General features: G+C 37.4%; 27 protein-coding genes and 2 tRNA genes. 23 read left to right on the plus strand and 6 right to left on the minus strand.

The window, feature by feature from the left end:
- Nucleotides 1-188 precede the first annotated feature (188 nt).
- The 5 genes from KKH39_03035 to gpmI (KKH39_03055) are packed head-to-tail and all read left to right on the plus strand — an operon-like array spanning nucleotide 189 to nucleotide 6,193.
- Nucleotides 189-581, plus strand: coding sequence for a hypothetical protein (locus KKH39_03035; GenBank protein ID MBU1202989.1), 393 nt, complete (start codon nucleotides 189-191; stop codon nucleotides 579-581).
- Nucleotide 582: 1 nt separating this feature from the next.
- On the plus strand, nucleotides 583-1,746 hold the full coding sequence (locus KKH39_03040) for a phosphoglycerate kinase (GenBank protein MBU1202990.1): 1,164 nt from the start codon (nucleotides 583-585) through the stop codon (nucleotides 1,744-1,746).
- 19 nt (nucleotides 1,747-1,765) lie between these two features.
- Nucleotides 1,766-3,037 carry a phosphopyruvate hydratase gene (eno, locus tag KKH39_03045; protein ID MBU1202991.1) on the plus strand — a complete coding sequence of 424 codons (1,272 nt, stop codon included), beginning with the start codon at nucleotides 1,766-1,768 and terminating at the stop codon, nucleotides 3,035-3,037.
- 6 nt (nucleotides 3,038-3,043) lie between these two features.
- The gene (gene gpmI / locus KKH39_03050) at nucleotides 3,044-4,603 is read left to right on the plus strand and encodes a 2,3-bisphosphoglycerate-independent phosphoglycerate mutase (GenBank protein MBU1202992.1); all 1,560 of its coding nucleotides are present in this window, start codon (nucleotides 3,044-3,046) and stop codon (nucleotides 4,601-4,603) included.
- Nucleotides 4,604-4,615: 12 nt separating this feature from the next.
- A complete protein-coding gene (gene gpmI / locus KKH39_03055; GenBank protein ID MBU1202993.1) occupies nucleotides 4,616-6,193 on the plus strand; it encodes a 2,3-bisphosphoglycerate-independent phosphoglycerate mutase in 1,578 nt (525 codons plus the stop codon).
- Nucleotides 6,194-6,197: 4 nt separating this feature from the next.
- Here the strand turns inward: gpmI (KKH39_03055) and KKH39_03060 are convergent, their stop codons facing one another.
- Nucleotides 6,198-6,635, minus strand: coding sequence for a divergent PAP2 family protein (locus KKH39_03060; GenBank protein ID MBU1202994.1), 438 nt, complete (start codon nucleotides 6,633-6,635; stop codon nucleotides 6,198-6,200).
- A 93-nt stretch (nucleotides 6,636-6,728) separates the two neighbouring features.
- Between KKH39_03060 and KKH39_03065 the strand changes: the two genes are divergently transcribed.
- The 6 genes from KKH39_03065 (at nucleotide 6,729) to rplL (ending at nucleotide 11,785) form a co-directional block, all read left to right on the plus strand.
- Entirely contained in the window at nucleotides 6,729-7,511 is a 783-nt protein-coding gene (locus tag KKH39_03065; protein MBU1202995.1) for an undecaprenyl-diphosphate phosphatase, read from the plus strand.
- A complete protein-coding gene (locus KKH39_03070; protein MBU1202996.1) occupies nucleotides 7,511-8,551 on the plus strand; it encodes a mannose-1-phosphate guanylyltransferase in 1,041 nt (346 codons plus the stop codon). The genes KKH39_03065 and KKH39_03070 overlap by 1 nt, the downstream gene beginning before the upstream one ends.
- A gap of 40 nt (nucleotides 8,552-8,591) precedes the next feature.
- Nucleotides 8,592-9,587: an endolytic transglycosylase MltG gene (mltG, locus tag KKH39_03075; protein ID MBU1202997.1), complete on the plus strand. Its 996-nt coding sequence runs from the start codon at nucleotides 8,592-8,594 to the stop codon at nucleotides 9,585-9,587.
- A gap of 192 nt (nucleotides 9,588-9,779) precedes the next feature.
- On the plus strand, nucleotides 9,780-10,448 hold the full coding sequence (locus tag KKH39_03080; protein MBU1202998.1) for a hypothetical protein: 669 nt from the start codon (nucleotides 9,780-9,782) through the stop codon (nucleotides 10,446-10,448).
- A 310-nt stretch (nucleotides 10,449-10,758) separates the two neighbouring features.
- A complete protein-coding gene (gene rplJ / locus KKH39_03085; protein ID MBU1202999.1) occupies nucleotides 10,759-11,277 on the plus strand; it encodes a 50S ribosomal protein L10 in 519 nt (172 codons plus the stop codon).
- Nucleotides 11,278-11,374: 97 nt separating this feature from the next.
- A complete protein-coding gene (gene rplL, locus KKH39_03090) occupies nucleotides 11,375-11,785 on the plus strand; it encodes a 50S ribosomal protein L7/L12 (protein ID MBU1203000.1) in 411 nt (136 codons plus the stop codon).
- Between the two features lie 45 nt (nucleotides 11,786-11,830).
- Here the strand turns inward: rplL and KKH39_03095 are convergent, their stop codons facing one another.
- Nucleotides 11,831-13,948: a hypothetical protein gene (locus KKH39_03095; protein ID MBU1203001.1), complete on the minus strand. Its 2,118-nt coding sequence runs from the start codon at nucleotides 13,946-13,948 to the stop codon at nucleotides 11,831-11,833.
- A gap of 73 nt (nucleotides 13,949-14,021) precedes the next feature.
- Here KKH39_03095 and KKH39_03100 point away from each other — a divergent pair, with 73 nt between their 5' ends.
- The 11 genes from KKH39_03100 to KKH39_03150 all read left to right on the plus strand — a co-directional run bounded on the left by KKH39_03100 (nucleotide 14,022) and on the right by KKH39_03150 (nucleotide 21,821).
- Entirely contained in the window at nucleotides 14,022-14,633 is a 612-nt protein-coding gene (locus KKH39_03100) for a winged helix-turn-helix domain-containing protein (GenBank protein ID MBU1203002.1), read from the plus strand.
- 9 nt (nucleotides 14,634-14,642) lie between these two features.
- Nucleotides 14,643-15,041: a hypothetical protein gene (locus tag KKH39_03105; GenBank protein MBU1203003.1), complete on the plus strand. Its 399-nt coding sequence runs from the start codon at nucleotides 14,643-14,645 to the stop codon at nucleotides 15,039-15,041.
- A gap of 3 nt (nucleotides 15,042-15,044) precedes the next feature.
- Complete coding sequence (locus KKH39_03110; GenBank protein ID MBU1203004.1) at nucleotides 15,045-15,446, plus strand: hypothetical protein; 402 nt, start codon at nucleotides 15,045-15,047, stop codon at nucleotides 15,444-15,446.
- A 219-nt stretch (nucleotides 15,447-15,665) separates the two neighbouring features.
- Nucleotides 15,666-16,097, plus strand: coding sequence for a division/cell wall cluster transcriptional repressor MraZ (gene mraZ, locus KKH39_03115; GenBank protein ID MBU1203005.1), 432 nt, complete (start codon nucleotides 15,666-15,668; stop codon nucleotides 16,095-16,097).
- 1 nt (nucleotide 16,098) lies between these two features.
- Nucleotides 16,099-17,088: a 16S rRNA (cytosine(1402)-N(4))-methyltransferase RsmH gene (gene rsmH, locus KKH39_03120; protein MBU1203006.1), complete on the plus strand. Its 990-nt coding sequence runs from the start codon at nucleotides 16,099-16,101 to the stop codon at nucleotides 17,086-17,088.
- A gap of 100 nt (nucleotides 17,089-17,188) precedes the next feature.
- Nucleotides 17,189-17,515: a hypothetical protein gene (locus KKH39_03125; protein MBU1203007.1), complete on the plus strand. Its 327-nt coding sequence runs from the start codon at nucleotides 17,189-17,191 to the stop codon at nucleotides 17,513-17,515.
- A gap of 18 nt (nucleotides 17,516-17,533) precedes the next feature.
- On the plus strand, nucleotides 17,534-19,348 hold the full coding sequence (locus tag KKH39_03130) for a penicillin-binding protein 2 (GenBank protein ID MBU1203008.1): 1,815 nt from the start codon (nucleotides 17,534-17,536) through the stop codon (nucleotides 19,346-19,348).
- A 10-nt stretch (nucleotides 19,349-19,358) separates the two neighbouring features.
- Complete coding sequence (locus tag KKH39_03135) at nucleotides 19,359-20,624, plus strand: UDP-N-acetylmuramoyl-tripeptide--D-alanyl-D-alanine ligase (GenBank protein MBU1203009.1); 1,266 nt, start codon at nucleotides 19,359-19,361, stop codon at nucleotides 20,622-20,624.
- A 75-nt stretch (nucleotides 20,625-20,699) separates the two neighbouring features.
- Nucleotides 20,700-20,774, plus strand: a tRNA-Glu gene (locus tag KKH39_03140).
- A 189-nt stretch (nucleotides 20,775-20,963) separates the two neighbouring features.
- A tRNA-Val gene (locus KKH39_03145) sits at nucleotides 20,964-21,040 on the plus strand.
- A gap of 193 nt (nucleotides 21,041-21,233) precedes the next feature.
- Nucleotides 21,234-21,821: an MFS transporter gene (locus tag KKH39_03150; GenBank protein ID MBU1203010.1), complete on the plus strand. Its 588-nt coding sequence runs from the start codon at nucleotides 21,234-21,236 to the stop codon at nucleotides 21,819-21,821.
- 147 nt (nucleotides 21,822-21,968) lie between these two features.
- On the opposite strand, the gene KKH39_03155 is transcribed toward KKH39_03150, so the two are convergent.
- The gene (locus KKH39_03155) at nucleotides 21,969-22,394 is read right to left on the minus strand and encodes a hypothetical protein (protein MBU1203011.1); all 426 of its coding nucleotides are present in this window, start codon (nucleotides 22,392-22,394) and stop codon (nucleotides 21,969-21,971) included.
- Between the two features lie 220 nt (nucleotides 22,395-22,614).
- Between KKH39_03155 and rplU the strand changes: the two genes are divergently transcribed.
- Nucleotides 22,615-22,929 (plus strand): 50S ribosomal protein L21, encoded by a 315-nt coding sequence (gene rplU, locus KKH39_03160; protein ID MBU1203012.1) that lies wholly within the window; start codon nucleotides 22,615-22,617, stop codon nucleotides 22,927-22,929.
- A 30-nt stretch (nucleotides 22,930-22,959) separates the two neighbouring features.
- On the opposite strand, the gene recR is transcribed toward rplU, so the two are convergent.
- From recR to dnaB, 3 genes are all read right to left on the minus strand, one after another.
- Nucleotides 22,960-23,556 carry a recombination mediator RecR gene (gene recR, locus KKH39_03165; protein MBU1203013.1) on the minus strand — a complete coding sequence of 199 codons (597 nt, stop codon included), beginning with the start codon at nucleotides 23,554-23,556 and terminating at the stop codon, nucleotides 22,960-22,962.
- Nucleotides 23,557-23,560: 4 nt separating this feature from the next.
- On the minus strand, nucleotides 23,561-23,851 hold the full coding sequence (locus tag KKH39_03170) for a YbaB/EbfC family nucleoid-associated protein (GenBank protein ID MBU1203014.1): 291 nt from the start codon (nucleotides 23,849-23,851) through the stop codon (nucleotides 23,561-23,563).
- A gap of 121 nt (nucleotides 23,852-23,972) precedes the next feature.
- Nucleotides 23,973-25,436 (minus strand): replicative DNA helicase, encoded by a 1,464-nt coding sequence (gene dnaB / locus KKH39_03175; protein ID MBU1203015.1) that lies wholly within the window; start codon nucleotides 25,434-25,436, stop codon nucleotides 23,973-23,975.
- Nucleotides 25,437-25,550 lie beyond the last annotated feature (114 nt).

The raw sequence follows: 25,550 nt of genomic DNA on the forward strand, positions 1-25,550 counted from the left end.
GCTGATAGTTGTGTATGCATGCTTTTTGCGGAGACATTTTCCTGCTATTTGACTGGACAAAAAGAGGTAACAATTAAATAAATGTGACCTCGGAGGTTAATTAACCTCCGAGGTTGTTTCTTTTAAAAAATAATCAAAAATGGTATAATACTTGTACAGGTGTATAATAAAATTAAATTTCTAACGGGATGAAAACTAGCCATTCAATAGTCTTTTTTGTAATTATCCTCTTAGTAGGATTTTCTATATTTTTGTTTGTAGATCACAAAGAAAAAAACAAACCAGATATAGTCAGATATAAAGTGGGCTGTGATAGCGACAAGATAGAGGCTTCTATCTACGGACTTAGTGGTAATACCAGTCGTATTGGAGCAATGATAAAGACAAAAGAACAGCCTATTTCGCAAGAAAACAAAGACAAATTGAGCGACTTGGGTGTATTTTTGGATGAGGCTAGCTCTATTTTTGATTATGTCAGAGTAGAAATACCGACTGAAAAACTTTGTGATTTAGCTCAGCTGGATTTTGTCGTATCAATTTTTAATCCAGAAACAAAAGAAGATACTAATTTGTTACAATAAAATGAAGCTTAGAAATCTCGAGCAAATAAGGACTTTAGAAGGAAAACGGGTTTTATTACGCCTAGACCTTAATGTCCCTCTCAAAGGTGATCAAGTAGACCCGTCTGGGGACTGGCGTTTGGATCGATCTTTGCCAACTATCAATTATCTTATCAAACATAAGGCCAAGATAATTATCGTGGCTCATTTGGGTCGGCCAGATGGTCAAAGGCAAGAAAAATTTTCGCTTTTGCCAGTAGCCAAATCTTTATCCAAAAAGTTGGGGCAAAAAATAGAATTTTGGGCTGATGATTTTCGTGATTATGTAAAAGACAGTCAGTCTATGGAGTTTTCTCAGATAGCTATGCTGGAAAATATCCGTTTTGAGCCTCGGGAAAAGAAAAATTGCAAGCGCTTGGCCAAAGATCTGAGTAAATTGGCTGATATTTATGTCAATGATGCTTTTGGCAATTTACACAGGCAGGATTCTTCAATGCACGCTATTACTGAATATTTGCCAGCTTATGCCGGATTTTTGATCATAGACGAGATAAAACACCTTTCTCAGATACTGGACGCCAAAGATGGTGTGGTCATTATGTTTGGTGGCGCCAAGATTTCTACCAAGATAAAGCTTATCAAAAAACTATCAGTCAAAGCTGATAAAATACTCCTAGGTGGAGCGTTAGCCAATACAATGATCAAAGCTTCTGGATACAGTGTGGGCAAGTCTTTGGTGGATGACAAGTCACTAGCCAGCGCCAAGACACTTTTGAAAAATAATATCCACTTGCCCATTGATGTCAATGTCGCCACCAGCCTAAAAGTAAAAAAGTATCAAACCAAAACAATTGATAATATTCCCAAAAATGCCATGATTTTGGATATTGGTCCGGCTACAATCAAGGAATATGAAAGTATTTTAAAGTCAGCCAAACTGGTTGTTTGGAATGGACCTTTTGGATATTTTGAGAACAAAAATTTTGTACAGGGTTCTCGGGAGATTATGAAGTATCTGGCCAAACTGCCAGCCAAAGTCATTATCGGTGGTGGTGAGACAGTAGAACTGGCCAAAGAGCTTGGTTTTGACAAAAAATTTGATTTTATTTCTACGGGCGGTGGAGCAATGCTCACATACTTGGGGGGTAGTAAGATGCCGTCGTTAGATAGATTGAAAATAAGGTAATTCAATATTTAAAAAACATATGCCGGATAAAATAAAAAAAATTAGCGCTATAGAAATTCTTGATTCCCGCGGCAATCCAACTCTAGAGACTACAGTTGAATTATCAAGTGGTATATCAGCTACGGCGGCGGTGCCTTCGGGAGCATCGACTGGTCGCTTTGAAGCTCATGAGCTCCGAGATGGTGACAAGGTAAGATACGGCGGCCAAGGAGTGCTCAAGGCAGTAAACAATGTAAATACCATTTTAAATAAAGAATTAACTGGTTTATTAGTCAATGAGCAAAGCAAACTAGATAGATTAATGATTGAGCTTGATGGCACCAAAAATAAAAGCAAGCTCGGCGCCAATGCTATATTATCAGTTTCTTTGGCTTTGGCTCATGCGGCGGCCAAGTTCAACAATGTCCAGCTTTATGAATATATTAGACAGATTTATAATCCGCGACTTAGATCTTATATTTTACCGACTCCAGTGGTCAATGTCATAAACGGTGGAGCTCATGCTTCTACCAATATCAATATTCAGGAGTTTTGGATAGTGCCCGTCAAGGCAGCGACTTTTGCCGAAAAATTGCGTCAAGCCAGTGAGATATTTCATAAACTAGGTACTTTATTGGACGGGATAGGTCTAGATACTGATTTGGGCAATGAAGGTGGCTATGCACCAAATGTCAACTCACACCGTCAGGTTTTTGAGCTTTTGATGCAGTCAATTGAGAGTAGTGGTTATCAGCCTGATAAAGATATACTTTTGGGTGTTGATGCTGGAGCTTCTGAGTTTTATGATGACCAGCAAAAAAAATATATTTTGGACTTGGAGAAGGCCAAATTTAGTAGTGATGAGATGATAGATTTTTATCTGGATCTGATGGAAGTATATCCACTTCGTTTTTTGGAAGACCCACTTGATCAGGAGGACTGGTCATCTTGGGCGGATTTTACAGGCGATGGTTTTATCCAATCTCAAGATGTCTGTCTGATTGGTGATGATTTGTTTGTGACCAACAAGGCTAGACTCAAAAAAGGTGTAGAAATGAAAGTGGCCAATACAATCCTAATCAAGCCAAATCAAATTGGCACCTTGACCGAGACATTGGACACTATCCGTTACGCACGAGAAAATAATTATAAACTAATAGTTTCTCATCGTAGTGGAGAAACTAGCGACACGACAATTGCCGATTTGGCAGTAGCTGTCAATTCCGATTATATCAAGACTGGTTCTACTGCCAGAGGTGAGAGGACAGCCAAATATAATAGATTATTAAATATAGAACAAAAAATTAAATAATATTTTATGTCTAATATACAAAAAAAAGCAAAGACCTTAGCCCTTGTTATTTTGGATGGTTGGGGTTTGTGGGGAGAAGAAAAGGGCAATGCTATAGCGCAAGCTGATACTCCGGTTATGGCAAAATTGTACAAAAAATATCCCAATATTCAGATTCAGGCTTCAGAAAAATATGTAGGCTTGCCTGACGGTCAACCAGGAAATTCTGAGGCGGGGCACATGAATATTGGCGCGGGACGGGTGATAGAGCAGGATGCAGTGACAATATCACGCTCTATAAATAATGGTACTTTTTTTAAAAATCCAGCTTTTTTGCAAGCTGCTAGCCATGCGGAAAAACACAAATCAGATATACATCTGATAGGCCTACTTTCCAACGGCACCAGTCCTCATTCCCATGATGATCACATATTATCTCTCTTGAGTTTTTTTATTTCTAAGACAAAACAAAATATTTATTTACACCTTTTTACTGATGGTCGTGACAGTCCTCCTTATTCGGCTCTCAAAATATTGGCTCAGTATAATACTGTATTCAACAGTGATCGGGTAAAAATTGCCTCAGTGATGGGTAGGTTTTATGCGATGGACAGAAAAAAAGCTTGGGATAGAACCCGTAAAGCTTATGAGGCTATAGTTATAGGTAAAGGATATAAAGCTAAGAGCGCTGTCGAAGCTGTCAATCAAGCCTACAATAGAGGAGAGAGCGATGAATTTATATTGCCGACAGTTATTAGTAAAAATAAAAAACCTCTTGGGCCAATAAATGATAATGATAGCGTTGTATTTTTTAATCTGCGTTCTGATAGAGCTAGGCAGTTGACCAAAGCTTTTGTACAAAAAGACTTTGAAAAGAAAAACGGAGGCACTTTCAAGCGCCAAGTAGTGCCCAAAAATCTTATTTTTGTAGCTTTGACCGACTTTGGTCCTGATTTGGGTGGGGTGCTCACTGCTTATCCAGGTATTGATATACCAGATACTTTGCCGATAGCTCTTAAAGATGTCAGACAACTTTATATAGCGGAAACAGAAAAATATGCTCATGTTACATATTTTATAAACGGTGGTTATGATCATCCTATAGCTGGAGAGGATAGGATTGATATTCCTTCCAAAGATGTGCTTTCTTATGATAAAAAGCCAGAAATGAGTACCAAGGAAATAACTGATAAAGTAATACAATGTCTAAAAAATGATAAATATGATTTTTTCTGTATCAATTTTGCAGCGCCTGATATGGTTGGCCATACTGGCAATCTCAAAGCGGGTATCAAAGCAGTGGAGGCAGTAGATAAACATTTGGGTAGAATAGTGGATGAATTTTTGAAATTCAGAGGGACAGTAATAGTTACGGCCGATCATGGAAATGTAGAGGAAATGATAAATTTAAAGACACAGGAGATTGATACCGAACACTCCATAAATCCAGTCCCTTTTATAATTGTTTCAGATAAAAAATATAAATTGAAAAAAACCGGCCGTCTTTCCCATATTGCACCGACTATTTTGGATATCATGGGGATAGATAAACCAATATTAATGAAAGACAATAGTTTAATAAAGTAAATTTCTAACGGGATGAACAGACCAAAACCAGTGGTATTAATTATATTAGATGGATTCGGTATTGCTCCACCGTCTCGAGCCAATGCAATTTCTTTGGCCAAGACGCCCAATCTTGATAAATATTCTTCCAATTATCCGGTCATGCCGGTGGCTGCTTCAGGTGAGGCAGTTGGTTTGTCTTGGGGAGAAATGGGCAATTCCCAAGTGGGTCATTTATCATTGGGTTCAGGTGTTATCCCATATCAAAATTTGCCTAGGATTTCCAAGTCAATTATTGATGGTGATTTTTTACAAAACGAAGCTTTTTTGAAAGTTTGTGATCATGTCAAAAAAAATAACAGCGCCCTTCATCTTATTGGTTTGCTTAGCTCTGGAGGTGTGCATAGCTATAATGAACACCTTTATGCTTTGATAGATTTGGCCAAAGAACAAAAAGTAGAGCGGGTTTATGTGCATGCTTTTTTAGATGGTCGCGATACACCTTATAATAGTGCTTTAAATTTTGTTACTAAACTGGAAGAAAGATTAAAAAAAGTAGGTTTGGGGGCTATTGCTACACTTAGTGGTCGTTTTTGGGCAATGGATAGAGACAATCGTTGGGACAGGACGGAAAAAGCCTGGCGAGCCTTGGTAGACGGCGTGTCTGATGAAAAATTTGAAGATCCCCTAGTGGCTATAGAAAAATCCTATGAAAAAAAAGTTTATGATGAAGAGTTTGTTCCAGTGGTGATTGTCGATGACATGGGCAAACCACGAGGCACCATCAAAGACAAGGATGGGGTAATATTTTTTAATTTTAGATCAGATCGTGCTAGACAACTGACCAAGGCTTTGGTTTTGCCTGGTTTTGAAAAATTCAAAAGAGACTATTTCAAAAATTTGATGATGATTACTATGGCTGAATATGAAAAAGATTTGCCGGTTTTGGTGGCTTTTCCTCCTTTGGTCATAGAGACGCCTTTAGCTAGAATTATTTCTGAAGCCGGATTGCGTCAGCTTCATATTGCCGAAACTGAAAAATATGCTCATGTTACTTATTTTTTTAATGGTGGTCAAGAAAAAATATATGAAGGCGAAGACAGAGTACTGGTGCCATCACCTCAGGTTACTTCGTATGACCAAAAACCAGCTATGAGTGCCAGAGATTTGACAGCCAAGGTTACTCAGGCCATCAAAGAAGGCACTTATGATTTTATAGTGCTCAATTATGCTAATCCTGATATGATTGGCCATACTGGCAATATCCAGGCTACTATTGAAGCTATAGAAATATTAGATCAGTTGATTGGGGAAGCAGTAGAAACTACTTTGTCGTATGAGGGTGTAGTTTTAATAACCTCTGATCATGGTAATGCCGAGAGTCTTTATGACCTGCAGACCGGTGAGATAAACAAAGAACATTCCAACAATCCGGTGCCTTTATTTATTATTGGAAAAGATTTTGCTGGTAAGGCAGTTTTGTCCGGTGTAGCCGGTACTGATCTTAGTCATGTCACGCCAGTGGGAGTGTTGTCTGATGTAGCACCGACAATACTCAAGATTATGGGACTCAAAAAACCGCCCGAAATGACGGGCAGCTCTTTGATATAAAATTTTACTTTGGCCAGGTATAGATTAACAACATTGTTAGTACAATGCCGATTATCATGCCAACTATTATTTCTGTGTTGGTATGACCAAAGCGTTCGTTGAGTACCGGAAATTTATATTTTTCTTTACTTGGCATTTTTTTGGTCATTTGATTGATTATCTGAGCTTGTTTGCCTAGCTTGCGTCTGATGCCAGCTGCATCCTTGACTATCACTATAGCCATTATCAGGGCAATGGCAAAACTGACTGAAGCCCAACCTTCAAAATACCCAATTACCAGAACCAGAGAGGTGGCTAGAGCTGTATGAGAAGATGGCATACCACCATAAGAAAATATTTTACCCCAGCTAAAATTGCCTTGGAATCCATGGACAAGGAGCTTGATTATTTGATTTATACACAATACTAATAGGGGAATAATAAAGAATTTGAAATCAGCCATATTGCTTTTTTAAAAATAATAATATAAAGTCATTATAACAGAAAATTTTGTTAAAATAAATGGTAAAATATATAATAATTAATTTTTAACGAGGTGAATGTACTAGAAATTATATTTTTGGGCATTGTTCAGGGTATAACTGAATGGTTGCCTATATCCAGCTCCGGCCATTTAGTGCTGTTTGAAAAGTGGTTAAATATTGATGTTGATTTGTCTTTTGACATTTTTTTACACTTAGCTACTTTATTAGTCATTTTGTGGTTTTTTAGGAGTCAGATAAAAGAAGTTATTTTAGCTCCATTTGGCAAGGCAGAGTCCGACAAAAAAAGATGGTGGCTATATATTATGGTTAGTAGTTTTTTTACTGCTATATTAGGTTATATATTTTATGAACAAATAGATACTTTTCGGACTGTTGATTCTGTCAGTGGTTGGCTACTGGTTACTTCAATGTTGCTATTAGCTACCAAATTTTCCAAAGGGGAAAAAGATTTGAATATTTGGCACGCTATTGCGCTAGGGCTTGCTCAGGGTTTTGCGGTACTTCCGGGCTTGTCTAGAAGTGGAGCAGTCATTGCTTTGGCTCTGACTATGAAGATAAAAAAAGATCAGGCTTTTGAATACGGTTTTATAGTGGCTATTCCAGCTATACTAGGTTCATTTCTTTTAACTATCAAAGATATTTATGCTATGTTTTCGTCAGTGGGCTCTGAGGCGAGTATAGGTTTTAATTGGACATATCTAGCCGCTTTTTTAGTGACTATGGTGGTTAGTTATTTATCTCTTTCTTTATTAAAAGTTATTTTAAAACGTGATTATTTTTATTTATTTTTTATCTATACTTTAGTCTTAGCAGTTATTATTAAATTAAATTGATGCTGTACCCAGTGATATTAGCCGGTGGATTGGGCACGCGTTTGTGGCCAGTATCCAACCAAAATAATCCCAAGCAATTCAAAGCACTTTTGTCGGATAAGACGTTACTACAGAATACTTATGATAGGGTAGCTAGCTCTTTTGATAAAAAAAATATTTTTGTGGTCTCTTGTCAAAATATTGTTGACAACATCAGGCAGCAGATAGATATCTTGCCGGAAAATATTTTAATTGAGCCACAGGCAAAGGGCACAGCTATTGCTATTGCCCTAGCAACTCTTAAAATAAAAAATATTGATCCTCAGGCAATCATAGTAACTGTAAATAGCGACCATTTTATAAAAAACGAAAAAGAATACACAAAAGCTTTAAAAAAAGCTGAAAAGGTAGTAGAAAAAAACCCAGACAAGATGCTTCTTTTTGGGGTCAAACCAGCTTATCCTGAGACTGGTTATGGCTACATTGAGACCAAGGGTTCCAAAGGCGATATTTATGAAGTAGCCAGCCTAAAAGAAAAGCCAGATCTGGCTACGGCCAAGGCTTATGTAAAATCAGGTAAATTTTTGTGGAGTCCGGGAATTTTTGTCTTTAAAGCGGCTAGCTTGATTGATTGGTATAAAAAATATTTGCCAGGGCAATATCAAGCTCTTTTAAGGATAGAGAAGTCACCGGATAATATAGCCAAGGAGTATGAGAAAATACAAAACATCTCCATTGATTATGGACTTTTAGAAAAAATGGATAATATGCTGGTAATGCCCATAAATTTTACTTGGGCTGATGTGGGTCATTGGAGGAGTTTGCGTGATATTTTACTTGATGGTAAAGACAATGTCACCAATACAAGCAGCGTTACTGTTGATAGCAAAAACAATTTGTTGTATAGTTTTAGTGGTAAGCTCGTTGCTACAGTTGGGGTAGAGAATATGGTATTGGTAGAGACTGAAGATGTTATATTTTTGTGTCCGGCAGATCGTGCTCAGGATGTAAAAAAGCTTTTAGAGCAAATAAAAAATAATGGTTTGGAAAAATATTTATAAACACTTGGAAAAAGCTATTTAATAATTAATTTCTAACGGGGTGAAAAAATTTATTTTTAAGTTAATTTTAATATTTTTGGTAGTTTTGCTAGCTTGGTTTTTTATTATAGTAAATTCCAACAACGGTCTATCAAAAAATAAAACATTTTTGGTTCAAGATGGCCAAGGTGTGAATCAGATTAGTAATGGACTATACAATGATAACCTGATAAAAAGTAAATTTGTCTTTGAATCGTGGTTGTGGATCAAACAGGCCGAGTCAAAATTAATTGCTGGAGTTTATGATATTCCAGCTGGTGTTTCTATCCGACAGTTGACCAATCTTTTGATTTTGGGACCGCAGGATTCTCAGGAATCAGTCACGCTTTTAGAAGGCTGGACCAGAAAATTGATGTCCGAAGCACTAGACAGACACGGTATGTCTGGTCAAAAATTTATGGAGCTTAGCTCTGAAAAGATTGATTGGCAGGACGATTATGATTTTTTGCTTGATGCTCCTAGTAATGCCAGTTTGGAAGGTTATATTTTTCCAGACACTTATTTTATTGATAGCTCTACCAGTGAAGAATTTTTTATCAAAAAAACTCTCAACAATTTTAACCGCAAGCTTAGTGACTCTCTTCGCGAGGAAATAAATCGTCAGGGCAAAACTATTTTTGAAGTTGTTACTTTAGCCTCAATCATTGAGAGGGAAGTGCCTGTTTATGCTGATAAAAAAATGATAGCGGATGTATTTTTAAAAAGGATTGACGCTGGTATTGGCCTGCAATCTGATGCTACTATCAATTATATTACTGGTAAAGGCATGGAACAGCCTACTTTGGATGATTTAACTATTGACTCACCTTACAATACCTATAAATATAAAGGCTTGCCACCAGGGCCAATTTCTAATCCAGGTATTGATAGTATAGAGGCGGTTGTTTATCCGACTGCCAATGAATATTATTATTTCTTAACTAGCGATGACGACAAAGTGATATATAGTCGTACTTATGAAGAACATTTGGAAAATAAAGCCCGTTATTTAGACTAGAAAAATAGGAAATTTTACCCAGAAAACCCCCTAAAATAGGGGGTTTTTATATTTTAACACGTGGTGAACGTAGTGAGCTTTACATGTTGACAAAAATATAAAAATATGATATAATAGTATATTACTTTGAGGTGGAATGCGACTTGTTTTAAGTTGCTAGCTAGTGATAAGCCCAAGCAAGGAGAAGCTGCAATGACTCGTCTGTTCAAACTCGTTGCCCTCATCGCCATGTCCCTTTCCATCTTCGCGCTGCCGGCTGCGGCTCAGTGGCAGCACAACATCAAGTGGTCAGACTCCTGGCACGCTCCGCGAGCCAGGATCCTGTTTCACAACAGCGAGGAAGTCTCGCCTGGGCTGGAGCGGCGTATCCATTGCTTGTTCCCCAACGTCAACCTCGAAGGTCGGCTCAACTTCCTGGCGTATCTGGGTCTCAACTTCAAATCGATGTCACATCTGGATGTCGAGCCAGCTATTGGCTACAACCTGCGTCAGGAGACGATGATCACCTCCACGCGCTTCAGTCTGTATGACGGCCAGTCCATGGCCTACAGCCGGGCTTATGCTTGGCTGGATCTGGAATACACCCCCAATGGGCAGGGCACCTACTATTTTGCCCAGGCTGAGTACAGCGCTTTGGAGTATGTCGAATTCGGATTGGAGTCTGAAGGCTGGGGAGGCTTGGACGGCCAAAGCAAATCCATCGGTCTCGGTCCGAACTTGATCCTGCATTTCCGCCGTGGACCGCACAACATCAACGTCGATCTGGCGGTCCATTACCGTGACCTCGATGACGTGCCGGACGCGGGCTGGAAGCCGGAGTTCTTCTTCCGGCTGCATCTGATCCCCAACTTGACAGATTAGGCTGCTAGGCCCCGAAAAACGTGGTTTTTACCACCTTTCGGGGCCTATTTCTTTTGCCTTGACCCGTCGGGTAGGCGGACTTGACAATATTGCCATTATAATATATAATTTTTTCATCAATTAAATATAGACCGTAGACAGTGGGTTTCGGATCATTTGGTCAGATATAAATCCTACCGAGGAATAGCTTATTTTTTCATCGTCTGCGGTATATTGCGCAGATTTTTTTGTACCTGTCATCCTGAACTTGCTTCAGGATCTATCAGGAGGATTCTGAATTAAATTCAGAATGACAATTAATATAAATTATATGCCAAAAACAAGACAACAAAAACAAGATATTTTGGACAATTTGAAAGATAAATTAGCCAAAAGTAAATCAGTAGTTTTTAGTTCTGACAACGGTCTATCTGTCAAAACCATTGAAGGCATCAGAAAAGAAATGAAGCAAAACAATGCTGAATATTTGGTAGCCAAAAAGACTTTGGTCAAAATGGCCACCGAAGATATATCAGATGTTAATTTGGACAGTTTGACCGGTTCGGTAGCTTTGACTATTTCTTATGAAGATGAAGTGGCCGGAGCCAGATTACTAAACAAATATGCCAAAGAAAATGAAGCCTTGCAGCTTGACGGTGGTATTTTGGAAGGTAAGTTCATCATGGCTGATATGGTCAAAAGATTAGCCAATTTGCCATCCAAAGAGCAATTACTAGCCAAATTGGTGGGGTCACTCAATTCTCCAATGGCCGGTATAGTAGGAGTACTATCTGGTGTACAGAGAAATTTTGTTGGAGTTTTATCAGCTATTAAAGATCAAAAAGAATAATTAATTTTATATATTTATAATTTTACCCCGTTAAATCCTGCTTCGCAGGAGCTCGCAAAGCGAGCTATTTAACAGGGGTGAAGAAAGGATAAAAAATATGTCAGAAGAAAAAAAAGTAGAAAAAAAGGACGTTGAAGTTCCTGCCAAATTTAAAGCAATTGTTGAAGAGATTGAAAAAATGTCAGTTTTGGATTTATCAGAATTGGTATCAATCTTGGAAGATAAATTTGGTGTTTCAGCTGCTCAACCAGTAGCTATGGCTGCTATGCCAGCCGCTGCTGAAGCCCAAGAAGAAAAATCTTCATTTACCGTTGAGCTTACTGCCGCTGGTGGCAACAAAATTGGTGTCATCAAGGTAATCCGCGAAATCACCCAATTGGGCTTAAAAGAAGCCAAAGATATGGCTGATAGTGCTCCATCTCCAATCAAAGAAGGTGTAGCCAAAGAAGAAGCTGAAACAATCAAGAAAAAACTTGAAGAAGCCGGTGCTACCGTAACTTTGAAATAAATTATATTAAAAAACACCCCCGCATTTTGTGGGGGGTGTTTTTATTTATTCATTTATTGCTAAGAGATATAGATGATTAGCATTGAGAAGATAAATAGCCTTTTCATCAGGATCCACAGCCAGATCAAGTAAATTATCAAATTTTTGTGAGGTATATTGATCCTTAATATTGCCATCTTTGTCCAATATTACTATTCTCATGTTTTGTGGGTCAATAATATATAGATAAGCAGAATCCCTGAAGGTTTTTATCTTGGCTGATTGGCCGATAGTTGGTCTGGGTTCATGATAGTTGAAATCTTCTTCTTGTCCTTTGAGGAAATTTTGGATTTTGCCGCTGTTGTCTATGATATATATACCACCATCAATAGTCAAACTGCTGGTTTGTGATAAATCAGCTTCTTCCTGTAGCCATTTTATACCACCGGCAAAAGAACTGCCACTTTCAGGATATTTAAATATTTGATTACTGGACTGATCTAAGACATATAAATTGTTGCCGTATATAGCCAGATCACCAACTGCTTGGTTGTCGGCTGATTTTTTTAGTTCGCCGACTATTTTCTTTTGGCTTATATCAAACACTTTGTATGAGCCTTGACTTTCACTGTCTTGGGTATAGATTACTATTTTTTCAGTGTCTGGCCAGTTGGTCATGGATTGGACTGTTTGATTTTCTGTAAAGTCGTATAAGGTATTTAAGGTATTATCTTTTATTTCATATAATTTATTGTCGCCTAGGATATAAAAAATCCCGTTTTTTTGGACAATACTTTGTGGTACAGAGACCAAAGAGCCCATGTCAAAAAGCTCCATTGGCATATCTACCACGTGAATATGTCGGACTTTGTTTAGTTTATGGAACAATGTTTCGTTGAGCTGGTCTATATTTTCTTGTTGTTCCGGAGAGCTGGCCTTGAGGCTGTCTATCAGGTCTTTTATTTCTAAGAGTATATTTTCAGACGCTTCTTCATCATTATAAATCAGTTTGGCGTCTGCTTCATCATATTTATTTTGGATGCTTATGAGAGTATTATCATAGTATTGATTTTTTTCTTCATCAGCTTTTTCTTGGGTCAAAAATATTAGGCTTTGCAAAAATATCAATAAAATTACAAAGAGAGTTACTACGGCTATTTTTTTCTTAATACTTAGATTTTTGAACCAATAGTATTTTTTATCAGTGACATTTTTTATACTATCTATAGTTTTTTCTTCTTTAGCTTTGCGGTATTTTTTGGAAGTCAAAAATAGTATACTAGCTTTGATTTTTTGGAAAATATAGACAAAAATACTGGCTACCATTTGGAAAAATGTACCAGCTAGGGAAAAAAGATTACCTATTTTTTGGAAAATACCTATATTTTTAAAACCTTTGACATCTACCACCAGTTTGGTTTTGGGTTTACCTATGGTGTCTTGGGGAGTTTTTTCTATAGTATCGCTAATTTTTATATCAAGCTCTTGTTGTATATGGCTTGCTTGTCGGGCTTGTTCGGGGTTGATGTCCATATCTCCTAAGCCTGGTTTTTTTATTAAGATAGAATTAAAGGTCACAAATTCTGGTACAGATTCCAAGAGTTCATTGATTTTTATAGCGGCAGCAGAAGGGGAATATTTGCCGATAATTTGTTTTATTTTTTCTTTTGATATGTAATCAAATAAAGAATTGGTAGAAATTATCAAAGAATCTCCTTCGTCAAGTTGACCGCTGATAATATCAGAAAAAGCTTTGGCGGGGTTTATATCGGTGTTTTTGCTGACAATCGTAGTTATTTGATTGTTGTGCATCAAAAGGCCGTTTATACTGCCAATACTGGATATATATATATTGTCACCGCTCATAATGCCAATAGCTAGATCCAAAGTGTTTATCCAGTTGCGGATTTTGATAGAGCCGGCCATTTCTGGGAGTAGTTGGTTTATTTCTTGGAGTATTTCTTCCAAAAGTGTTTCTGGATCTTCCTGGCCACTGGTATCAAAATAAGTAGCCGCCTGATTTATTAGTTCGTCTACGTAAGGTTGTTGATCAATTTTATGCTTAGGCAATTCCAGGATTATAAAGATGCGTCCATGATCAGAAGAGTCGCTCATATATACTTCTGACACTTCTCTAGCATTAAGATGATCATGAGTAAATATTTTGTGGTATTTTAGGCTCATGATTTTACATTTCTATCAATAAATATTATACTATAATTAAGCTATCAAGTAAACAAACTCCATTTTTATTCATATGCTTGAACAAATTTTTAGTTCAGTAGCTAGGACCAAGATACTAAAATTTTTTTGTGTCCATTATCAAGAGAAATTTTTTGTCAGGGAGCTGGCAAGGCGTTTGGGTGTACAGCTCAATTCTATTAGGCGTGAACTGGACAACCTAGAAAATTTTGGTTTTTTACATAGTGAAAATGAAGGTGGTAAGAAATACTATTATGCCAATACAGATTTTCCCTTATTTTCTGAAATCAAAAATTTAGTTTTCAAATCTTTGGCCTTGGAGGAGATGAATGTTGCTGGTAAGATGTCCAAAGTGCCTGGTTTGAAACTTTTGGTATTTACGGGGATTTTGACAGAGTCGCCAGCCGCTACAGATGTTCTTATTGTCGGCAAGGTTAATAAAACACAATTTGATAAATATTTGGGTAAAATTGCCGAGGGATTACCGGCAGAACTACGCTATACATTTTTGTCTTTGTCTGATTATCTGTATCGTATAGAAATTACTGATAAATTTATCTACGATATCTGGGCTCACAACAAAATAATCGTAGTAGACAAAATTTCTGACAAATTGAAAAAAAATATCTGGGATGACTTTAATTTTAAGCACTTTAAAGGGGATTAATAAAATTTTATGAATAATAAAGAAAAAAAGATAAAAATTTCCAAGCCTGTTAGAGATTCATCTCTAAACGGGACTAGGGGGATAAAAAACGTATTTTTACTTTTACTTATCTTGCCTTTGCTCTGGGGTTGGGGATGTAAGTCAAAAGACACAAATCAAAATCAACAACAGAATCAGCAGGGTCAACAGCAAGGCCAGACTGACGAGCCTTTTGAAGTGCCAAAGGAGAGAGTAGATATCCTGATGCTCAACTGTACTTCAGGCGGAGATGATGGTTGTTGTCTGAGATCGGTTGAGGTTATTACTGAAGGTAGTTTTGAATTATCAGATAATGGGGCTTGTGCTGAAGGATATGTAGTAAAAAATTTGGACTGTGAGGGCGGTTATAGTTGGTGCCAACCAAAGTAATTTATGTTGTTGATACTCTTTGTAGAAGATAGAAACAAAGCTTCCTGGATTTTGGGAGACAAGGTCCGGGATTTTGAAATGTTGCCAGGGCAGGATAATTTGCTTTTGGAGTTGGATAAATTGAAAGTTAATTTTAAAAAAATAGATGCTTTGATTATGCTAGTCAAAGATGCTAGTCTTACTCAGCTCAAAGTATTTACGACTACCTTAAATACTTTAGCTTGGAGCTTTGATTTGCCGACTTTAGGCAAATTTTATTTTAATGAAGATAAAGAGCAAATCATTAATAAATCTAGCCGTGAAATTGCCAAGATAAAAAAATTTAAACCCATTAAAGTAGAGTATAGGAGACAGGCCGAAATTACTTTGAGTAAAAAACAGCCAAAGTACAAAATAGCCAAATAAATTACTAAATTTATCAATAAAAACACTACTTGAAAGAAAGTAGTGTTTTATGTTTTAGTTATACACAAAAATTGACTTAGGTTGTTTTGTGGTGTGGATAAGTATCTTATTTGTTTGATTGACATTTTGGCTAATGGTGGGGTATAATGTAGTTACGTATTAAAAAAGTGGGAAAAAATGGGGAATTAACAACAATCCCTGTGGATAAGTTTGAAACTTATGTTTATTGGTGAGTATAAATACAATTTGGACGACAAAAATCGCTTGGCAATGCCAGCCAAGTTTCGTGCGCTTTTTAAAGAAGGAGCAGTTATTACCAAAGGTTTGGATAGCTGTCTTTTTATTTATACTGCCAAAGAATGGAAAAAATTAGCGGATAAGTTGGCTAATTTGCCTTTTTCTCAGGCCAAATCACGTGCCTTTTCCCGTATGATGTTGGCTGGCGCTATGGATGTGAAGTTAGATGCCCAAGGCAGGGTAATGCTACCTGATTATCTCAAGCAATTTGCCACTTTAAATAAAAAAGTTGTCATTGCTGGTTTGTATAACAGGCTGGAAGTTTGGGATGAAAAACTGTGGAGCAAGTATCAGCAGGTTTCTGAAAAAGACTCTAATGAAATTGCCGAAGGCTTGGTTGACTTAGGAATTTAATATGCCAGATGAGTATCAGCACAAAGGTGTGCTAGCTAAAGAAGTCATAGATTATCTGGAGCCAAAAAGTAATCAGAATTTTGTAGATTGTACTTTAGGCGGAGGCGGACACAGCTTCATGATACTAGAAAAAATTGGGCCAAAGGGCAAATTGATAGCTTTTGAGCTAGATAGTAGAGCCATTAGAGCCAGTAAAGAAAGATTAAAAAAATTCAAAGACAGACTAATTATAGTAAATAAGAATTTTGTTCATTTAGAAGAAGAAGTAAAAAAACACCAATTAGATATCTCAGGTATAGTACTTGACCTGGGGCTGTCATCTGATCAGTTGGATAAAGCGGATAGGGGATTCTCTTTTAAAGACCATGGACCACTGGACATGCGCTTTGACCCAACTGGTCAGGCTTTGACGGCATCTGATATTATCCTTAATTATAATGAGGACCAACTTTTTAAAATATTCCGAGAGTATGGCGAAGTTTATCAGCCCAAAAGGCTGGCCAGGAACATTGTGACTTGGCGAAAAAACTTGGATAAACAAAAACAAAAAGCCATAAAAACTTCCATGCTTGTCGTCGCCATACTCCGGATATTGAATATAAGCTCCAAGTATAGCTCGGAGCAAAAACAAACTAATTTACAAAAATATCGTATACATCCAGCTACTAAAATTTTTCAAGCTCTTCGCATTGCCGTTAATGATGAGTTGGGCAGTCTCCAAAAGACCTTACCTCAGGCCTTCTCAGTATTACAACCAGCTGGAAGATTAGCGGTCATTAGTTTTCACTCTTTGGAGGATAGAATAGTCAAAAATTACTTTAAAGATTTGGCCAGAGGCTGTATTTGTCCTCCGGAATCACCTATATGTAGATGCAATCAAAAACCACGGGTCAAGATAATTACCAAAAAGGGCATCAAGCCAAGCTCGGAGGAGATAAAAGCTAATCCTCGTAGTCGTAGCGCTATACTAAGAGTAATAGAAAAAATTTGATATATAAAATAGCGATGAATCCCGTTAGAAATTCACAAAGTCATAACGGGGATATATAAGTAAAATAATAAAAATAAATTTCACTATAATTTCTAACGGGATGAAAACAAAAACAAAAACAAAAATAACGAACATTTGGCAGACTATCAAAAAGATTAATGCCTTTACGGTAGTACTTTTGGTGGGTATGCTAATGACTATGCTGATTTCTACCAATTATGCCAATAGTCAGAATCTAGAAAGGACAGATCTAAGTAAAGAAATCAAGGCTCTAGAAGATGAATTGAGGCTTTTAAATGCTTCAATCAGCGAGCTTCAGACAACCGGTAGAATTGAAGAAGAGAGTCAAAGGCTAAATTTGGTAAAGATACAGGCAGAGGACATTTATTACTTGGCCGCTAATGCTGATAGAGTGGCTTTGAAATAGCTAATGCTCTGGTAAATTATGAACATATTTAGATCTAAAAATCATCAGATCTCTGCTTTTAGAATAAATGCCCTAGAGTGGGCTATTTTTTTGTTGGTGGCTATTATTTCTGTCCGATTGTTTTATGTCCAAATATTGCAAAATAAACAATATTTTCAGGCGGGCTTGGCTCAGCGTTCTATAATAAAAGATGTCAAACCAGAAAGAGGTAGAATTTTTGCTATTGCCAGTGAACAGGACGGAGATGAGTTTTATCCTTTGGCGGTCAATACTGTATATTATGAGATTAGTGTAGATCCTAGCAAAATAATCCGCCCACAAAATGTAACAGACATTTTTGCTGAAGTATTGGAGTTAGATGATGAAGCCAAATCCAAAATACTAGGTAAGGTAAAAAAAGATAATAGATTTTATGAATTAATTGCCAGAGAAGTACCTAGAGAAAAAGTAGATACTTTGAAAGAAAAATTTGAAGAACTTAGATTTGATATCAATAAAAGTAAAAATGAGGATGAGAAAATAGATAGTTTAGAAGAGCTGGGAGTAAATTTTATAAAAAATGTTTTGCGCTATTATCCAGACAAAGAATTGGGAGCCCATATTTTGGGATTTTTAGGTTATAATGATGATGGTTTGGAAAGAGTGGGAAAATATGGATTGGAAGCCTATTTTGAAAACGAACTAGCTGGTCTTACTGGACAGATAGTTGGTGAAACTGACTTAGCTGGTAGGCTATTGGCGGAAAGTAGCGGTAAGGAGGTTGAAAATGGAGCTGATATTGTTTTGACTATAGATCGTACAGTTCAATATGCTGCTTGTAAATCTCTAGAAAAAGCAGTAGCTAGGTATGAAGCCAAATCAGGCACGGTCATTGTTATGGATACTAAAAGTGGTGCAATCAGGGCAATGTGTAATTATCCTAGTTTTGACCCAAACAATTATAGTGATATAGATAACGGCCATGTTTTTAATAATCTAGCTGTTTATGATAGTTATGAACCTGGTTCGGTCATGAAAGCTGTTAGTATGTCCATTGCGATTGATCAGGGCAAAGTCACGCCAAATACTTTGTTTGAAGATGAGGGTGAAATAAAATTTGCGGGTGGTCAGATTATTAGAAATTCAGATCTCAAGGCTCACGGTGTGGTGGATATGAAAGATGTTTTGGCCTTGTCATTAAACACCGGTATTATATTTGCCACCAAAGACATCAACAATAAGATATTTGAAGACTATATGAAAAAATTTGGTTTTGGTGAAAAAACCAGTTTGATGATTAGTCAGGACTCAGACGGCAATATTTCATCTTTGGCCAAAAGTGGTGATATATTTAAAGCTACGGCTTCTTATGGGCAAGGTATTACAGTCTCACCAATGCAGATGTTGAGTGCTATAAATGTCATAGCCAATCGTGGTAATTTGGTAAAACCATATATTGTGTCTAAGATTATTTATCCAAATGGCAAAGAAAATATTTTTTCTCCCAAAATATTACGTCAGGTGATAGATACATCTACCGCTACCCAGCTGTCAGCTATGATGGTTAATGTAGTAGATAATGGTCATGCTACCAAAGCAGGAGTAAATGGCTATTACGTAGCTGGCAAAACCGGCACTGCTCAAGTGGCTAATCCGGATACCGGAAGGTATTATGCTGATAAATTTATTCATACTTTTGTTGGTTTTGCTCCCAATGATAATCCAAAATTTACTATGATTACCAAGTTAGACTTTCCCAGTGCTGCTAATTTTGCAGCCGATACCACAGCCCCATTATTTGGTGAAATTGCCAAATTTCTGTTAGAATATTATCAAATAGCTCCAACTAGATAAATAATAGAGAATGAAAAAAATATTATATTTTAAACTTAAAATTTTGGCCAAAATGGTACTGGCCAAATATAAACCAAAAATTATTGGTGTGACTGGATCAGTGGGCAAAACTTCCGCTAAAGAAGCAATTTTTTCGGTTTTAGATGGTCATTTTAATGTGCGCAGAAACGGCAAAAATTTTAACAATGAGATAGGTACACCACTTACTATCTTTGGTTTTGACAAAAGTCCAGGTAAAAATCTTTTTTTATGGGTTTGGTATTTCTTTTTAGCTTTAAAATTAGTTTTGATAAAGGATAAAAAATATCCTCAAGTATTGATTTTGGAAATGGGAGCGGATAAACCAAGGGATATAACTTATCTTACTTCTATTGCCCGGCCATCAATTGGTGTGATTACAGCCATTGGCCCAAGTCATTTAGAAAAATTTAAAAGTATAAAAAATATTATTCATGAAAAGAGTCAGATTCTTAAAGGTTTGGGGGAAGATTCATGGGCTATTTTAAATAATGATGACTCAAATCTAAAAGCAGTTATTTCAAGCTGCAAGACTCAGTTAAAGACTTTTGGTATGAAAGAAGGGGCGGATGTCAGATTGTCTGATGTCAAAATTACCAAAAAAGGGGATGAGTATGGTACAGTTTTTAAGCTAGCTCATCAAGGTTCGGAAGTGCCGATGTTTTTGCCCGATGTTTTGGGTTGGCAGCACGCTCAAGCCTCAGCAATCGGAGCAGCCGTTGGTTTATCAATGGGGCTCAATCTGGTAGAAATTGGTAAACGTCTTCTAGATTATCGTCCGGCCAGAGGTAGAACAAATTTGATAAAGGGTGTAAAAAATACTTGGATAATAGATGATACATATAATGCCTCGCCACAATCTTCTAAAGTAGCGTTAGATATTTTGGCTGAAATGCCAATTGCTGGCCGTAAAATTGCTGTATTTGGAGATATGTTAGAATTAGGAGCTTTGTCTGAACAGGGGCATCAGGAAGTAGGGCGGGAGCTTGTCCGATTAGGAATTGATTATCTTTTTGTAATAGGGGAGAGGTCAAGAGATATTGCTCGTGGTGCTAGACAAGCTGGTATGGAAGAAGATAAAATATATCATTTCCCCTATACTATGGAGGCAGGTGTATTTTTGCAGGAAAGATTGCAGGAAAATGATGTGGTATTAATAAAAGGCTCACGTGGTTCAAAAATGGAGCAAGTGGTTTATGAAATTATGGCCAGACCATGGCTAGCAGGCGAACTTTTGGTTGCCAAAGTAATTAAGTAAACTTGACTAGTTTGTTTATTTTTGTTAAAAATAGTTTCGTCTATAGCCCATTGTCTAGCGGCTAGGACATTACCAGGCCCCATCGTCTAGCGGCTAGGACATCAGGTTCTCATCCTGACAACCGGAGTTCGATTCTCCGTGGGGTCACCATTCGATTCCGTTCTGCTTTGCAGAACTCCACTCATGGTCTCCGATCAGAAAAACAAATTAAATAACTTATATTGAATGTCCTGAGCGAAGTCGAAGGGCAGCTCATATATGCGGTCGCATGACTTCCTTTGACTAGACCCTCTCGATTCTACTCGAGGACTTCGTTCGGGACAGGCAGCTAGTTAGCGGGGGCATGTAGCTCAGTTGGTTAGAGCACTACATTCACATTGTAGGGGTCGAAGGTTCGAGTCCCTCCATGCCCACCATTTTACTCTATTTAGCTTTATAAATTTTTATTATTATATGCTTATGTTAGAAAACAACTTGCTCAAGTTGTTTTTGTTAAATTTGAGATATTAGCTATGCCTTGATAATATATTAGTAGAATAAAAATAATCAAAATATTTAATAATATAATTGTCCAAATAGATATTTTTTTGTTATAATTATAATACTAATATGAAATTATATAATTTTCATAAACTACTTATAGCTTCTTATGGTATTGCTACTTTTTCAGAAGGAGTATTAATGCCTATTTATGCTATATTTGTGCAAAGGATAGGTGGAGATATTTTAGAAGCTTCGGGCGCAATTTCTATATTTTTATTTGTTTCTGGGTTAACAACTATTTTAATTCATCGTTCAGATTGGGGCCAAAAACATCGTATCAAACTCATGGTATATGGTTGGTTGTTGTGGGTTATTGGCATAGGGGGATATTTTTTTATTTCTAATATTTATACATTGTTTGGAATCCAGATTGTGGTGGCTCTTGGAAATGCCATAGCTAATCCAGCCTTTGATGCTGAGTTAGATGATAGTATTAATAGAAAAAGTAAGTCCTATTCTTGGGGAATTTTTGAAGGTATACAAGACATAGCTAATAGCATAGCCGCTATTTTGGGTGGTATTATAGCGAGTTTTTTTGGCTTTCGTGTTTTGATAGCTTTTATGTTTATTACAGCCGTTGTTTCTTTTTTTATAATTTTATATTATGTAAAGATAAAGAATGAAAGTTGGTTAAATAAAATATTTTTCAAATAATTTTTTATATATTTTGTTGGGTTTGTTGTTGATGGAATTCCAGGTATAGGAGCTAGCCAGGTTTTTATAAAAGCCTGTTTTTTTGTAGCCAAAAAGAAAACCGCCGCGCGTTGCATGCAACGCGCGGCGGAAACAACAGACATAGGGCTAGTGCCCTTCCTTGTTCCAGTACTTGGTGTAGGCCCAGTCGAGGCGTTCGATCTTGGGGTTGGAAATGTCCTGGACTATCGTCGGTACACCGACGCGGATACGAACGAGCTCGCGGAGCTGTTCGCCGGTGTCGGGGTCGACACCGCCGTTGAGGTACAGGGTCGCTTTCTGCCGGATGAGCTCGTTGACCGAGCTTGCGGTCACGATGTCTTCGACGAAGTTGGGCTTGTCACCCTGGGGTTTGAAGTGGAAGACCACATGGCGCAGGTCCTTGAGCTCCGTCTTGGGGGGCTCGGGAACCTCCGAGTAGGGGTTGTCCTTGAGTTTGATGGTCACCTTCTCGGGCTTGGTGATGTCGCTCTTGGAGCAACCCACGGTCGAGATGGCAACCAGCAGGAGGAGGATGGTGGCGAACAGTTTCATGACGCGTCCTTTCGTCGGGTGTCAGTGACTTGACTAGCGAATTGTCTGTATATGTGAGTGCTTTTTGAGCACTTCTTTGGAAACGAACTTGCTTTGAGCAATCATATAATTATAGCATCTTTTATCTTTTTTGTCAATTTTATAGACTTAGACCCAATAATAGTTGACAATTATACTAATTATTGCTATTATCTTATTGTTTTAAAATTATGTCAGTATTATGAAAGCAATAATAAAAACAGGTGGAAAACAATATTTAGTAGCCAAAGGAGATGTCCTTAAGATTGAAAAATTACCCAACGCCGAAGTCGGTAAACCAGTAGTTTTTGATCAAATTTTAGCTTTAGTTGATAAAGATCAGATTACTTTGGGAAAGCCAATGATAGCCAAAGCTAAGGTAGAAGCTACACTGCTCAAAAATCTCAAAGATAAAAAAGTAGATGTTACTAAATATAAAAATAAGACCAGATACAAAAGAGTAATTGGTCATCGCCACCAAAGAAGCGAAGTCAAGATTGATAATATAGTAGTTTAATAAAAACCCCGCGCTCGCGGGGTTTTTTGTTTAGATATTTTTTCTATTTTTTAGAGCCGAGGATAGAGTCACTTCATCGGTATATTCTATATTAGCACCCATTGGTATGCCTCGGGCCAGCTGGCTGATAGTGACAGGGTGGTCAGTCAATAATCGGGACAAATATATAGTTGTAGCTTCTCCTTCCATACTTTGATCAAGTGCTAGGATTATCTCTTTGACGCTATTTTTTTTAATACGATCCAAAAGCTCCTTTATTTTTATTTTTTCAGGAGTAATACCTTCTAAAGGACTTAATAATCCGTTTAGTAAATGATATACTCCAGGGAATTCTCCGGTTTTTTCTATAGCTTCGAGATCTTGATTACCACCCACCACACAGATAAGAGTTTTGTCTCTTTGGGGATTGGCACAAATATTACACAAGCCGTCATCAGTCAGATTTTGGCACTCGGGGCATAAATTTATATTTTGATAAGCCTGATATAAGGCATCAGCCATTTCTTTGATATCATCTTTTCTATGGAGTAGATTAAAAACTAACCTGGTGGAAGTTTTTGGTCCAATACCAGGCAGTTTGTCAAATTCAGCAATAAGCTTTTGGATAAAATCGGGCAAATGTTGCATGAAATTATTTTAATAGGCTGTCTAGGCCACCCATTTCTTGCATTTTCATAGCCATTTTTCTTTGGACTTTTTTGATAGCATCGGAGATGGCATTGATAATTTCTTTTTCCAGCTCTGATTTTTTATCTTTACTTAGATACTCTTCTTTGATATCCAAAGATTTAATATCCTGATTACCATCCATGGTTAATTTTACAGCGCGATTTTCCACTTCGACTGTTTCTTGAGCCATGGCACTTTTTAGAGTGCTAGCCTGTTTTCTTAGGTCGTTGTATTGTTTTAGTTTGTTAAACATGAATTTAATTTTAATATTAAAATTTTATTTATTTTTTTATTCCCGACTAGTTCGGGAATCTAGCAAATTTTGCTGGATTTCCGGAGCAAGTCCGAAAATGACAAATAGTCTTTATAATTAATTATGGTATGTTCTGCCAGCCCATATCAGATTGCTGGTCATTTTGTTTGTGGGAAGGTGATTTGTTGTCAAAATTTGGGACTGGTATTTCATCGCCACTAGGAGTAGATATATCAGCTCCTTGATATTCTGTATCTAGATTTTTGAAGGAGACTTTGTTTTCATCAAAAAATAGTCTGCTCATACCAGTTGGACCATTTCTATGCTTATCAATATGAATCTCAGCGATGTGTCGTTCTTCCTCCGGACACTCACGGGATTTATCTTTGGCTTTTCTGTAGATAAACATTACGATATCAGCATCCTGCTCAATAGACCCTGATTCTCTTAGGTCAGCTAGTTTTGGTATAGCTGGTGATCTAGCTTCTACCGCACGAGATAGCTGTGACAAGGCAAGTACCGGAATATCAAGTTCACGGGCAATTTGTTTCAAAGAACGAGAGATAGCTGATATTTCTTGGACACGATTTTCAGTCTTGGTACTACCTTCCATAAGTTGTAGATAGTCAATCACCAAAAAACCTAGATTGTGTTCCATTTTTAGACGGCGAGCCTTGGTACGTATTTCCATAACATTGGCATTTGGAGAATCGTCAATAAATATTGGCGCTTCAGATAGTATGCCCATGGCTCGACCAATACGAGGGAAATCATCATCTTCTTCTCTGTCGGACAATTTGCCGGTACGCATTTTCCAAAGATCTACCTCAGCTTCAGCAGATAGCAGTCTGTCCACTAGTTGTTCTTTACTCATTTCCAGTGAAAATATACCGACAGGCACTCTGGCTCTGATAGCTACATTTCGGACCAAATCTAGAGCCAGAGTAGTTTTTCCCAGTGATGGCCTAGCAGCTAGTATTATCAGATCAGAATTTTGAAAACCAGATAGTTTGTTGTCCAAATCACGGAAGCCAGTCGGGACACCTCTAGTACCTTTGCCGCCGGATTTGTGTAGTTCATCAATACGATTGAAAGTATCGGTCAAAATATTTTTGATTGGTATAAAGTTTTTTTTGAGAGATTCTTGAGAAATAGCAAAAAGTTTTTGCTCAGCTTTGTCCAGCAATTTGGCTACATCTTCGTCTTGAGAAAAACTAAATTCAGATATTTCTGCCGCGGCTTGTTCTAGGCGACGCAGAGTGGATTTCTTTTGTATAATATCGGCGTATGATTCTACATGAGAAGAGTTGGGCACTGAAGCAGTCAGCTCGGCCAGATAGGCTTTACCACCAATACTCTCCAGTTGTTTTTTTTCATCCAAGCGGTTACCAACCGACAAGATATCAATTGGGTCATGTTTTTCAAATAAATCCAAAATAGCCTGATATATCAGACCATTACCATCTTTATAAAAATCAGTAGGACGCAAAGTATCACCAACTTTTATGACGGCCTCTTTATCTAGGAGTAAGGCTCCTAAAAGTGAGGATTCAGCTTCTAGATTTTGCGGGGGAATTTTGGTCATGCTTTTTTACTTGTAAAATCAGCTTACCTTATCTGGGCTTATTTTTCAAGGCTTATTTATTGACAATTTATAAACACCTTGAGTCAGCTCAGTGCGGGGTAAATAAAAAAACAG

The organism is Patescibacteria group bacterium (assembly GCA_018819405.1).
GTDB lineage: Bacteria > Patescibacteriota > Patescibacteriia > UBA1558 > GWA2-36-10 > XYD1-37-29.

What these genes read in the sequence shown, in the direction of transcription:
- KKH39_03125 (MBU1203007.1), top strand. Translation starts at nt 17,189, where the DNA reads ATGAAAACAAAAACAAAAACAAAAATAACGAACATTTGGCAGACTATC.
- KKH39_03080 (MBU1202998.1), top strand. Translation starts at nt 9,780, where the DNA reads ATGACTCGTCTGTTCAAACTCGTTGCCCTCATCGCCATGTCCCTTTCC.
- KKH39_03110 (MBU1203004.1), top strand. Translation starts at nt 15,045, where the DNA reads ATGTTGTTGATACTCTTTGTAGAAGATAGAAACAAAGCTTCCTGGATT.
- dnaB (MBU1203015.1), bottom strand. Translation starts at nt 25,436, where the DNA reads ATGACCAAAATTCCCCCGCAAAATCTAGAAGCTGAATCCTCACTTTTA.
- KKH39_03100 (MBU1203002.1), top strand. Translation starts at nt 14,022, where the DNA reads ATGCTTGAACAAATTTTTAGTTCAGTAGCTAGGACCAAGATACTAAAA.
- KKH39_03135 (MBU1203009.1), top strand. Translation starts at nt 19,359, where the DNA reads ATGAAAAAAATATTATATTTTAAACTTAAAATTTTGGCCAAAATGGTA.
- rplJ (MBU1202999.1), top strand. Translation starts at nt 10,759, where the DNA reads ATGCCAAAAACAAGACAACAAAAACAAGATATTTTGGACAATTTGAAA.
- KKH39_03070 (MBU1202996.1), top strand. Translation starts at nt 7,511, where the DNA reads ATGCTGTACCCAGTGATATTAGCCGGTGGATTGGGCACGCGTTTGTGG.
- gpmI (MBU1202993.1), top strand. Translation starts at nt 4,616, where the DNA reads ATGAACAGACCAAAACCAGTGGTATTAATTATATTAGATGGATTCGGT.
- gpmI (MBU1202992.1), top strand. Translation starts at nt 3,044, where the DNA reads ATGTCTAATATACAAAAAAAAGCAAAGACCTTAGCCCTTGTTATTTTG.
- eno (MBU1202991.1), top strand. Translation starts at nt 1,766, where the DNA reads ATGCCGGATAAAATAAAAAAAATTAGCGCTATAGAAATTCTTGATTCC.
- rplU (MBU1203012.1), top strand. Translation starts at nt 22,615, where the DNA reads ATGAAAGCAATAATAAAAACAGGTGGAAAACAATATTTAGTAGCCAAA.
- KKH39_03035 (MBU1202989.1), top strand. Translation starts at nt 189, where the DNA reads ATGAAAACTAGCCATTCAATAGTCTTTTTTGTAATTATCCTCTTAGTA.
- KKH39_03060 (MBU1202994.1), bottom strand. Translation starts at nt 6,635, where the DNA reads ATGGCTGATTTCAAATTCTTTATTATTCCCCTATTAGTATTGTGTATA.
- KKH39_03105 (MBU1203003.1), top strand. Translation starts at nt 14,643, where the DNA reads ATGAATAATAAAGAAAAAAAGATAAAAATTTCCAAGCCTGTTAGAGAT.
- rsmH (MBU1203006.1), top strand. Translation starts at nt 16,099, where the DNA reads ATGCCAGATGAGTATCAGCACAAAGGTGTGCTAGCTAAAGAAGTCATA.
- mraZ (MBU1203005.1), top strand. Translation starts at nt 15,666, where the DNA reads ATGTTTATTGGTGAGTATAAATACAATTTGGACGACAAAAATCGCTTG.
- recR (MBU1203013.1), bottom strand. Translation starts at nt 23,556, where the DNA reads ATGCAACATTTGCCCGATTTTATCCAAAAGCTTATTGCTGAATTTGAC.
- KKH39_03150 (MBU1203010.1), top strand. Translation starts at nt 21,234, where the DNA reads ATGAAATTATATAATTTTCATAAACTACTTATAGCTTCTTATGGTATT.
- KKH39_03040 (MBU1202990.1), top strand. Translation starts at nt 583, where the DNA reads ATGAAGCTTAGAAATCTCGAGCAAATAAGGACTTTAGAAGGAAAACGG.
- KKH39_03170 (MBU1203014.1), bottom strand. Translation starts at nt 23,851, where the DNA reads ATGTTTAACAAACTAAAACAATACAACGACCTAAGAAAACAGGCTAGC.
- KKH39_03155 (MBU1203011.1), bottom strand. Translation starts at nt 22,394, where the DNA reads ATGAAACTGTTCGCCACCATCCTCCTCCTGCTGGTTGCCATCTCGACC.
- rplL (MBU1203000.1), top strand. Translation starts at nt 11,375, where the DNA reads ATGTCAGAAGAAAAAAAAGTAGAAAAAAAGGACGTTGAAGTTCCTGCC.
- KKH39_03095 (MBU1203001.1), bottom strand. Translation starts at nt 13,948, where the DNA reads ATGAGCCTAAAATACCACAAAATATTTACTCATGATCATCTTAATGCT.
- KKH39_03130 (MBU1203008.1), top strand. Translation starts at nt 17,534, where the DNA reads ATGAACATATTTAGATCTAAAAATCATCAGATCTCTGCTTTTAGAATA.